A 9919-nucleotide genomic window follows, 5' to 3' on the forward strand; every position below is an offset into this window, starting at 1 on the left:
GTACCGGGCCAGTCAACTGCCCGCTGAACCACCTGGGCAAACCGGCGCCTGGCCCCCACGGTACGGCTCTCGGCCCGCCCGGTCGACGTCAGGCAAGCGGTTCCTCACCGTTGTCAAGAGGTTCGGTCAGGGAGGCATCCGTACTGACTGGTAACTTTCTAGTCGGACGTCCTAGTATCGGCGCTATGAGCTTCCCTCTCTACGCCCCCGCTGAGGAGCACGAGATGCTCCGCGAGACGGTCCGGGCCATCGCCGACGAGAAGATCGCCCCGCGTGCCGCGGCGGCCGACGAGAACGAGGAGTTCCCCTGGGAGGTCTACAAGGACCTCGTCGCGGCCGACCTGCACGCCGTCCACATCCCCGAGGCGTACGGCGGCGCGGGCGCCGACGCGCTCGCCACCGTGATCGTGATCGAGGAGGTCGCCCGCGCGTGCGCCTCGTCCTCGCTGATCCCGGCCGTCAACAAGCTCGGCACCGTGCCGCTGCTGCTGTCGGCCTCCGAGGAGCTCAAGCAGCGCTACCTCACGCCGGTCGCCCGTGGTGAGGCCATGTTCTCCTATGCCCTGTCGGAGCCGGAGGCCGGCTCCGACGCCGCCTCGATGAAGACCAGGGCCGAGCGCGACGGCGACCACTACGTGCTCAACGGCACCAAGATGTGGATCACCAACGCGGGCGTGTCGGAGTTCTACACGGTCATGGCCGTGACCGACCCCTCGGCGGGCGCCCGCGGCATCTCGGCGTTCGTGGTGGAGAAGGACGACGAGGGCGTCTCGTTCGGGCCCAAGGAGAAGAAGCTCGGCATCAAGGGCTCGCCCACCCGCCAGGTCATCCTGGAGAACGTCCGCATCCCGGCGTCGCGGATGATCGGCGAGCCGGGCACCGGCTTCAAGACCGCCCTGGCCACGCTCGACCACACCCGCGTCACGATCGCCGCCCAGGCGCTCGGCATCGCGCAGGGCGCGCTCGACTACGCGCTCGGGTACGTCAAGGAGCGCAAGCAGTTCGGCAAGCCGATCGCCGACTTCCAGGGCCTGCAGTTCATGCTCGCCGACATGGCGATGAAGCTGGAGGCCGCCCGCCAGCTCACCTACGCCGCCGCCGCGAAGTCGGAGCTGGCCGTGAACGGCACCCCGGTCAAGGACCTCACGTTCTTCTCCAGCGCCGCCAAGTGCGCCGCCTCCGACGCCGCCATGGAGATCACCGTCGACGCCGTCCAGCTCCTCGGCGGGTACGGCTACACGCGGGACTTCCCGGTCGAGCGGATGATGCGCGACGCCAAGATCACCCAGATCTACGAGGGCACCAACCAGATCCAGCGCATGGTCATGGCCCGCCAGCTCCTCAAGTAGCCCCTGTCGTGCGAACCCCGTCTGCCGTACCGGGCAGGCGGGGTTCGCTGCCGGGTCAGGCGTCCGCCCGGAGGCGGCCGAGCAGGTCCTCGGTGTAGGCGAGCAGGCGCTCGGCGTTGCCGGGATCGAGCGTCTTCAGCGAGTGGTCGACCGGCTTGCCGCGGTCGACCGCGGTGAGCGCGCCGGCCGGTGGATGGTCGATCCACTCGATGATCGGACGGATCGACTCGGCCACCGGGTGCGCGAGGAACGCCGCGAGCACCTTGATGGCTCCGCGGACCAATGGGTTCCGGTGGCCGCTCACCCCGCTGCGGGTGAAACCGGGGTGGTAGAGGACGTAGCGCGCCCGGTTCTCGGGCTGGGCGGCGAACGCGACGCCGAGCAGGTCGTTGGCGCGTCCCGCCTGAAGCTGTGCGAGCACCTGGCCATATCGGCGCGTCAACTGGGGGTCCTCCCACACGATCCGGCCCGCGGTGACGCCGACCCCGGCGACGTTGACGACCACCGGGTCGGGGGCGGCGTTCAGCAGCGACCGCAGGCGGCTCCCGAGCAGGTATCGGCTCAGGTAGTACAGAGCGAAGGTGTACTCCAGCCCGTCGGCCGTCTCCCTGCGCTTGGAGCTGATCCGGTTGGCGAACAACGCCAGCGCGTCGACCGAGTCGTGGTGCTCGGCCACGTCGGCGACAACCCGCTCGACCTCCGCGATCGAGGAAAGGTCCGCCCGTACGAACCGCAGGTTCGGGTTCGCCGCGTCGGACAGCAGCGCACGGCCCTTGGCCTCGCTGCTGCCGATCACCGTCACGCGATCGCCCCTCGCGAGCCGTTCCAGGGCGGTCGCCCGCCCCATGCCGTCGGTTCCCCCGCTGATGATGACGGTCTTGTGTCGTCGGCCCGGCACGGAATCCTCCATAGGCTGGTGATCGGCTGGTCCAATCGTCGGGCTGCGACGTCAGAGGCGGAAAGAAGGCAGTTTCATGTCCGGTACGCACACTGGTGTTCCCTCCGTACTCGCCCACGAGCTTCCCCGTCCCGTGCCGATCGACGAGCTCGAAGCCTGCCCGGTGGGGGAGCTGTTCCGGCGGCTGGGCGACAAATGGAGCATGCTGCTGCTGATCCTGCTCGGCGGCCGGCCCCATCGCTACAACGAGCTGCACCGCGCGATCGAGGGCATCAGCCAGCGCATGCTCACCCGTACGCTGCGCGCCCTGGAGACCGACGGCCTGGTGCGCCGCGAGGTGCACCCGACCGTGCCTCCCGGAGTCGAGTACAGCCTGACCCCTCTCGGCCGCACCCTGCTGGAGCCCGTGTCCGCGCTGGCCGACTGGGCGGTGCGGCACGAGGCCGACATCAGGGAGGCCCGCTTCCGGCACGCCGGCGTCTAGCCTCCGGCGGGCAGCCCACCCCGCCTCCCTGGCAGCCCTGAGCAGCGAAAACCCCGTCTCCCGTGGTTGGAGGCGGGGTTTTCCACGTCTTCGGCGAGATCGGCGTACAAGTTAGAGAGCACTGCTCTTGACTGTGAGCGTGTCTCCGAGCATGCTTGCCCCAAGGTGAGAGCAGTGCTCTCGAAGTGAGTTGCCGAGGAGTCGACCATGTCCCGCTACATCGAACCGACCCGCATGGATCACCTCTTCAACCGGACGGTCGCAGGGCTGACCCGGCTCGGGATCAGCATCTGGGGATCCCGGATCCTGTACGTCCGCGGCCGGTCCAGCGGCGAATGGCGCACCACACCGGTGAACGTGCTGACCCTGAACGGCACTCGCTATCTGGTCGCACCCCGGGGCATCACTCAGTGGGTCCGCAACCTGCGCGTCGCGGGGAACGGTGAGCTGCGCGTGGGCCGCCGCATCGAAGCGTTCACCGCCACCGAGCTCTCCGATGAGGAGAAGCCGGCCGTTCTCCGGGCGTACCTGAAGCGCTGGGGCTGGGAGGTCGGAAGGTTCTTCGAGGGACTCAATGCGAACGCGTCCGAGGAGCAGGTGCGGGAGATCGCTCCGGGCTTCCCCGTCTTCCGGATCAACTAGAGAGGTCTTGGCGACGCCGCCGCCGGCCTCGTACGGCGAACGGCTCGAACCAGAGGATTTCGGGGCAAATGTGATCCCACTGTCATAAAGATCCGCGATTGTGGAGGGGTGCGCGCGTGGCTCGTTGATCAATGGAGGAAACGGCTGGGCACGTTCGGTCTGATCGGGCCTTCCATCGCGCAGTGTGCCGTGGGCGCCGCGCTGGCCTGGCTCGTCGCCGTTCACCTGCTCGGCCACCCCAACCCCCTCTTCGCGCCCGTCTCCGTGATGATCTGCGTGGGCATCGGGTTCGGCCGGCGGCTGCGCAGACTGGCCGAGCTGGTGATCGGCGTCAGTCTGGGGGTCGGCGTCGGCGACCTGCTGGTGTCGTGGATCGGCTCGGGCCCCTGGCAGCTCGCGTTCGTGATCGCGCTGGCCATGACCGTCGCGTGGCTGCTGAACAGCAGCGAGCTGTTCGTGTCGCAGGCCGGGTCGTCGGCGGTGCTGGTCGCCATGCTGGTGCCGGGCACGGACGGCGGCGGGCTGGACCGGATGGTGGACGCGCTCACCGGCGGCGTCGTCGGCATCGCCGCGGTCGCCCTGCTGCCCGCCAGCCCGCTCACCATCGCGGGCAGACATCTGTCCGGCGTGCTCGACGCGTTCTCCACCATGCTCGAACAGGCGGCGGAGGCGATCGAGAAGGGCGACGCCGATCTCGCCGCCGAGGCGCTGGAGTGCGGACGCAGGACCCAGACCGCGGTCGAGGAGTTCACGGCGGCGCTGGACAACAGCAAGGAGATCATCAGGATCTCGCCGCTGCGCTGGCATCACCGGGCCAGGCTGGCCCGGTATCAGACCGCCGCTCTGCCGGTGGACCTCGCGCTGCGCAACGCGCGGGTGCTGGTCCGCCGCACGCTGGCGGCGATGGGGGAGCCCATGCCGCCGCCGGTCGCGCTGGCCGAGTTGCTGCGCGAGGTCTCGGAGGCGGCGCTGCTGCTCCAGCTCGAACTCGGGGCCGGGCGCGAGCCGACGCTGGCGAGGCAGGCGCTGCTCGCCGTCGCCGCGCGGGAGCGGCCCAAGAACCTCGGCTTCTCGGCGAACGTCATCATCGCGCAGTTGCGCTCCATCGCCGTCGACCTGCTCCAGGCGACCGGCATGGATCACGACGAGGCCTCGGCCACGCTCACCCCGCTCGACGAGCTGAGCGACGAGAACATGCGAGGCTGAGGGCCGAACGCCCCGCTCACTGTCGCCGGGGACGGCGGTCAGGGCGGCGGGCAGGAGTCGCGGCAGCCGCCGAAGCGCTCGGTGTCCGGCGGGGTGAAGCGGGTCTCCTGCGTCCCCCGCACCGCCTCGGTCATGGTCTTCTTCCAGATCAGGCCGGGAATCGACGTGCCGTCCACCTGCGCGTAGCGGCGGCTCCCGATGGTGACGTCCACCATCGGATGCCGCAGTGGGTCACTGAAGTCACCGAGGCTGACGGCGGAGGCCAGGCCGGGGGTGTAACCGGCGTACCAGGCGGTGCGGAAGGTGTCGCCGTCGCCGGGCATGCCCGCCGCCTCGCGGCCGATGCCCTTGAGCGCGCTCTCGGCCAGAACGTCCTTCAGCACGCCGGTGACCGCGTCGGCGACCGCCGGGTCCAGGACCTGCGTGCAGTTCGGCGGGAAGGGGCGCACGGCACCCGAGCCGTCGCGGATCTCCGTGATCACCCTCGGCTCGCAGAAGCGGCCGCGGGCGGCGAGGCTCGCGTACGAGGTGGCCACCGAGACGGGATCGGCCTGGGTTATGCCCAGCGGGAGGGTCTCGAACTCCTGGAGCGGCTTTCCGTCGAAGCTCTTGAGCCCGAGCCGCCGGGCCGTCTCGACGGTCTCGCACAGGCCCACCTTCTCCTGCAGTTGCATGAAGAAGGTGTTCACCGCGTCCCGGGTGCCCGCCCGCAGGGTGACGAACCGGGCTCCGCCCTTCTTCCGGTTACGGATGCTGTGGGATGGATCCCCGACGGGCCGGCCCGCGCAGTCCTTGAACGTCGAGAACCTCGGGGCGCGGTACGCGTCTCCGACGAAGAAGCCGTCGTCGTATCGCCAACCGGCGGCGAGCGCGGCGGCCAGGGCGTACGGCATCGCCGTCGTGCCCTGCATGAGGCCCCGCTCGCCGTCGGGATCACGGCTGGTGGCCATCGCCCTGACGGTCCCTTCGCCCGGGACGATCAGGACCTGCGTGGCGATCTGCGGGTCGTCGCGGTGGACGTACGCGTCGACGGCCTGTTGCGCCGCCCGCTGGAGCCGCTGGTCGATGGTCGTCCGGATCGTCAACCCGCCACGGGTGAGCAGTCGCGGGTCCTCGGCGAGAAGCCGCTCTCTGACCTGCCGGCAGAGATAGGGATATCCGCTCTGCGTGCAGTCGCCGGAGAACTCCTCGATGACGCCGCCGTCGGCATTCAGCAGCACGCTTTTCCCGGCGGCGGGGGAAGCGGAGCCCGCGGAGGTGGAAACCGCTGCCACGGGCTTCTCATCAGCACCGCCGCCCGCCGGGTTCCACAACAGCAGGAAAACCGCGACCACCGCGCCCAGCATGGCGACGCACAGGGAAATCAGGAATGCCTTCATCGTCGCCTTTCGGTCGCCCGACGCCGCGTTTCCGGGGACGTTTCTCACACTGCTCGGATTTCTCGCCGGCGCGAAACGTCGTCCATTGTGCAGTCCCCGCGTCACACCGGCCAAATGGCCGTGCAGGCAGGGGTGTTTCGGCCTGATACATCGCGGCGTGTAGCCGGTATATATCCGGCGTCCCGCGGCTGTTCCTAGCGTGGTGGCGACCCGCCCGCCCGACCGGGGATGAGGACGCCCGTGGCCTATCTCTTCGCCTTCTGCCGGCTGCTCACGGGGATCGTCTTCCTCATGTCGGCCGTGAGCAAGCTGCGCGGGCGGGCGGCGTACGAGGAGTTCACGGCGGCCACCCGCGTCCTCGTGCGGCTGCCGGCCCGGCCCGTCGCGGCGCTCGTCGTCACCGCCGAGGCCGCCGTCGCGCCGCTGCTGGCCTGGCCTCCCACCGTGCTCGCCGGCTTCTGCCTCGCGCTCGGGCTGCTCGTGGCCTTCACCGTGGCCATCGCCGTCGCCCTGCGGCGCGGCAGGCGGGTCCCCTGCCGCTGCTTCGGCGCCTCCGCGGTTCCTGTGGGCCCCGGACATCTCGCGCGCAACGCCGTACTCCTTGCCGCCGCGATGGCGGGAGCCGTACAGGCCGGAGCCGGGACCGTCCTCGCGGGCCTCGGGCCGGCCGGCTTCGCCGCGGTCGCCCTGGCGGCCGGGGCCGCGGCGGTCCTGCTGTCCGCGATCGGCGAGATCGCCGGTCTGTTCACCAGTTCACCCTGACGAAGGTGGTTCCTCATGCCGTTCCTGACAGCGCTCGTCCTGGGCGTCGGCGTCCTGTGCCTGATCGACCTGGTACTGACGGTCGGGGTGATCCGGCGGTTGCGGGCGCACGAGGAGATGCTGTCGGCGCGCCCGCCGGGGGTCCCGTCCCTCGTGCTCCCACCCGGGGCGGCGATCGGCGGTTTCTCCGCGGTGAGCACCGACGGCGTCCACGTCTCGGACGAGACGCTGACCGGGACCGTCCTCGTCGGCGTCTTCTCGCCCGACTGCCCGGCCTGCCATGAACGCCTGCCGCAGTTCGCGGAGCACGCCCGGTCGTTCCCCGGGGGACGCGGCAACGTGCTGGCCGTGCTCGTCGGTGCGGAGGAGGAGATGGCCGAGGAGCGGCGGGCGCTGGAGCCGGTCGCCCTGGTGCTGATCGAGGAGTTCGGCACCGGCCTGACGAAGGCGTTGCAGGTGCGCGGCTTCCCGTCCCTCGCCCTGGTCGACGAGCACGGGAGGGTCGTCGCCAGCGGCACCACTCTGGAGGACCTCGGCAAGATCCCCGCACACGCGTGACGGCCCGAGCGCGGGCGGTGGTCACCGCCCTCGGCATGGCCTGGCGGGCGGGCAGGGGGCTGACCATCGCCTTCGCCGTCCTCAGCACGCTCATGGCCGTCCTGCCGGTGACGATCGCCTGGTGCACCAAGCTGGTCCTCGACGAGATCGCCGCCGGCCGGCCCGGGGCCGGCGTGACGGCGACACTGGGCGCGGTGCTCGCCGGGTGCGGGGTGCTGACGGCGATCGGGCCGCAGATCGTCCAGTACGTCAGGGACGAGAGCGGGCGCAGGATCGGCCTCGTCGCCCAGGACCGTCTCTTCCGGGCCACCGAGCGGTTCGTCGGCCTGGCCAGGTTCGAGGACCCCGCGTTCCACGACCGGATCCGCATGGCCCAGCAGTACGGCGGGGCGACCCCCGGCATGGTGGTCTCCGCCGCCCTGGGCACCGCCAGGACGGCGATGACGGGCGCCGGCTTCCTCGTCTCCCTCGTGACGATCAGCCCGTGGATGGCCGCCCTCGTGCTCGGCGCCGCGGTGCCGTCCCTGGCCGCCGAGCTCTGGCTGTCGCGGCGGCGGGCCGCGATGCTGTGGGGCATCGGCCCGGTCGAGCGCCGCGAGCTCTTCTTCGGAGAGCTTCTCGTCAACGTCCAGGCGGCCAAGGAGCTGAGGCTCTTCGGCATCGGGGCGCACCTGCGCGGGCTCATGAACGCCCACCGGCGGGCCGCGAACGCCGAGCGGAGCCGCACCGACCGGCGCGAGCTGGGCGTCCAGGCCGTCACGGGGACGGCGGCCGCGCTCGCGGCCGGGGGCGGCCTGCTGTGGGTTCTCGTGTCCGCGGCGAACGGCACGGGCGCGATCGGCGACGTGGCACTGTTCGTGGCCGCCGTCGCCGGAGTCCAGGCCGCGGCGAGCGGTCTCGTCGTCGAACTCGTCACCGTGCACCAGCAGGTGCTGCTGTTCGGTCACTACCTCGCCGTCCTGGACGCCGAGCCGGACCTGCCGGTCCCGGCCCGGCCCCGGCGGGCCGGTCCGCTGCGCCGGGGGATCGAGCTGAACGACGTGTGGTTCCGCTACTCGCCCGGCCACCCCTGGGCCCTGCGCGGCCTCAGCCTGGCCATCCCGTACGGCAGCGCGGTGGCGCTCGTAGGCAGGAACGGCGCGGGCAAGAGCACGCTGGTCAAGCTCCTGTGCCGCATGTACGACCCGGAACGCGGCTCGATCCTCTGGGACGGGATCGACCTCAGGGAGATGGACCCGGCGGAACTGCGGGCGCGGATCGGGGCGGTGTTCCAGGACTACATGGAATATGACATGACCGCGGCCGAGAACATCGGCCTGGGCGACCTCGCCGCTCTGGACGACCGGGGGAGGATCGAGGCGGCGGCGCGGCGGGCGGGCGTGCACGACGTCGTGAGCCGCCTGCCCCGGGGGTACGACACGATGCTGTCCCGCGTCTTCGCCGGCCCCGCGAACCCCTCGGAGGACGGTCCCACGGATGTGGGAGTCCATCTGTCGGGCGGCCAGTGGCAGCGGGTCGCCCTCGCCCGCGCCTACCTGCGGGGTGAGAGGGATCTGCTGATCCTGGACGAGCCCGGCTCGGGCCTCGACGCCGAGGCGGAGCACGAGATCCACCAGGGCCTGAGGGAGCACCGACGCGGCCGTACCAGCCTGTTGATCAGCCACCGGCTCGGCGCGGTGCGCGACGCCGACCACATCGTGGTCCTGGACGGCGGACAGGTCGCCGAGCGCGGCACGCACACCGAGCTGCTCGCGTGCGGCGGGATCTACGCCCGCCTGTTCGCCCTGCAGGCCGAGGGATATCGGCAGCGGGAGGACCGCGCCGCCGGCGCCCCGCACGACCGGCTCTCGGGGGCACGATGACACCCGTCCTGCTCGTCCTGCTCGCATCGGCGCTCGGCGGCGGCGCCGCGATGGCGGCCAGGCGGACGCTGCGCGTCGTCGAGGTGCACGGGGAGAGCATGGAGCCCGGCCTGCGGTCCGGCGACCGGGTCCTCGTACGCACGTTACGGCCGGGGCGGCCCGGCCCGTCCCGGGGGCGCGTCCGGCGCGGGGACATCGTGGTCATCTCCCGCGTGGGCCCGGGGCAGGGGGTCACGCTCGACGGCGGCACCAACCTGGTGATCAAGCGGGCCGCGGCCGTGGCCGGGGACCCGGTCCCCCCGGGATTCGAGGCGCTGGGGGAGACCCGGGTGCCGCCGGGGCGGCTGCTCGTGCTCGGGGACAACCCCTCGCGCAGCACCGACTCCCGGCAGTGGGGGCTGCTCCCGGAAAGCAGGATCACCGGTGTCGTGATCCGGCGGTTGAACGCGTGAACCCGGCGATACAGGAATTCGTGTATCCCGGCGGTATGTCCGCGATCGAGGCCGCTCCTAATGTCGGGCACCGAAAGGAAGTCCTTCACAAGGAGGAACTGAATGACACGGACGATTCAGCGGCTGGCCGACCGGATGGTCGCCCGGCTGGTCCCGGCCACCCGCGCGGAGGCCGTCAACTGCTGGTACGAGGGCACAGGCTGCGTCCAGCGCTACTGCTGCACGGGGTCGGGGATCCCCGGCGGCAGTTACTGCACATACTGGCAGTACGTCTGCTAGACGGACACGGCGGAGCGTCCTTTGTGCGAATTCCCCTCGAGCGAAGGG

The 9919-nt window shown here is 71.1% G+C and carries 11 protein-coding genes; 9 read left to right on the forward strand and 2 right to left on the reverse strand.

All coding sequences use genetic code 11. The annotated features are described in order from the left end of the window. The first annotated feature begins 185 nt into the window (after positions 1-185). A complete protein-coding gene (locus tag FLX08_RS02895; protein ID WP_142616595.1) occupies positions 186-1349 on the forward strand; it encodes an acyl-CoA dehydrogenase family protein in 1164 nt (387 codons plus the stop codon). A gap of 55 nt (positions 1350-1404) precedes the next feature. On the opposite strand, the gene FLX08_RS02900 is transcribed toward FLX08_RS02895, so the two are convergent. Beyond that, positions 1405-2247, reverse strand: a complete 843-nt coding sequence (locus FLX08_RS02900; RefSeq protein WP_142616596.1) for an SDR family NAD(P)-dependent oxidoreductase — start codon at positions 2245-2247, stop codon at positions 1405-1407. 76 nt (positions 2248-2323) lie between these two features. Here FLX08_RS02900 and FLX08_RS02905 point away from each other — a divergent pair, with 76 nt between their 5' ends. The 3 genes from FLX08_RS02905 (at position 2324) to FLX08_RS02915 (ending at position 4579) form a co-directional block, all read left to right on the forward strand. Further along, positions 2324-2731 carry a winged helix-turn-helix transcriptional regulator gene (locus FLX08_RS02905; protein ID WP_142616597.1) on the forward strand — a complete coding sequence of 136 codons (408 nt, stop codon included), beginning with the start codon at positions 2324-2326 and terminating at the stop codon, positions 2729-2731. A 207-nt stretch (positions 2732-2938) separates the two neighbouring features. Next, on the forward strand, positions 2939-3373 hold the full coding sequence (locus FLX08_RS02910) for a nitroreductase/quinone reductase family protein (RefSeq protein ID WP_142616598.1): 435 nt from the start codon (positions 2939-2941) through the stop codon (positions 3371-3373). 108 nt (positions 3374-3481) lie between these two features. Continuing rightward, positions 3482-4579, forward strand: coding sequence for an FUSC family protein (locus FLX08_RS02915; RefSeq protein WP_142616599.1), 1098 nt, complete (start codon positions 3482-3484; stop codon positions 4577-4579). 38 nt (positions 4580-4617) lie between these two features. On the opposite strand, the gene FLX08_RS02920 is transcribed toward FLX08_RS02915, so the two are convergent. Then, positions 4618-5958, reverse strand: a complete 1341-nt coding sequence (locus FLX08_RS02920) for a penicillin-binding protein (RefSeq protein WP_142616600.1) — start codon at positions 5956-5958, stop codon at positions 4618-4620. 240 nt (positions 5959-6198) lie between these two features. On the opposite strand from FLX08_RS02920, the gene FLX08_RS02925 reads away from it, so the two are divergent. The 5 genes from FLX08_RS02925 (at position 6199) to FLX08_RS40355 (ending at position 9871) form a co-directional block, all read left to right on the forward strand. After that, entirely contained in the window at positions 6199-6720 is a 522-nt protein-coding gene (locus FLX08_RS02925) for a MauE/DoxX family redox-associated membrane protein (RefSeq protein WP_208761233.1), read from the forward strand. A gap of 15 nt (positions 6721-6735) precedes the next feature. Further along, on the forward strand, positions 6736-7278 hold the full coding sequence (locus FLX08_RS02930; protein ID WP_142616602.1) for a TlpA family protein disulfide reductase: 543 nt from the start codon (positions 6736-6738) through the stop codon (positions 7276-7278). Continuing rightward, positions 7275-9140, forward strand: coding sequence for an ABC transporter ATP-binding protein (locus tag FLX08_RS02935; RefSeq protein WP_244312277.1), 1866 nt, complete (start codon positions 7275-7277; stop codon positions 9138-9140). The genes FLX08_RS02930 and FLX08_RS02935 overlap by 4 nt, the downstream gene beginning before the upstream one ends. Further along, positions 9137-9592, forward strand: a complete 456-nt coding sequence (locus FLX08_RS02940) for a S26 family signal peptidase (protein ID WP_142616603.1) — start codon at positions 9137-9139, stop codon at positions 9590-9592. The genes FLX08_RS02935 and FLX08_RS02940 overlap by 4 nt, the downstream gene beginning before the upstream one ends. Positions 9593-9694: 102 nt before the next feature. Further along, positions 9695-9871: a hypothetical protein gene (locus FLX08_RS40355; RefSeq protein ID WP_167530253.1), complete on the forward strand. Its 177-nt coding sequence runs from the start codon at positions 9695-9697 to the stop codon at positions 9869-9871. Positions 9872-9919 lie beyond the last annotated feature (48 nt).

Origin of the sequence: Microbispora hainanensis (assembly GCF_006874475.1) — a bacterium.
GTDB classification, from domain to species: Bacteria; Actinomycetota; Actinomycetes; order Streptosporangiales; family Streptosporangiaceae; genus Microbispora; species Microbispora hainanensis.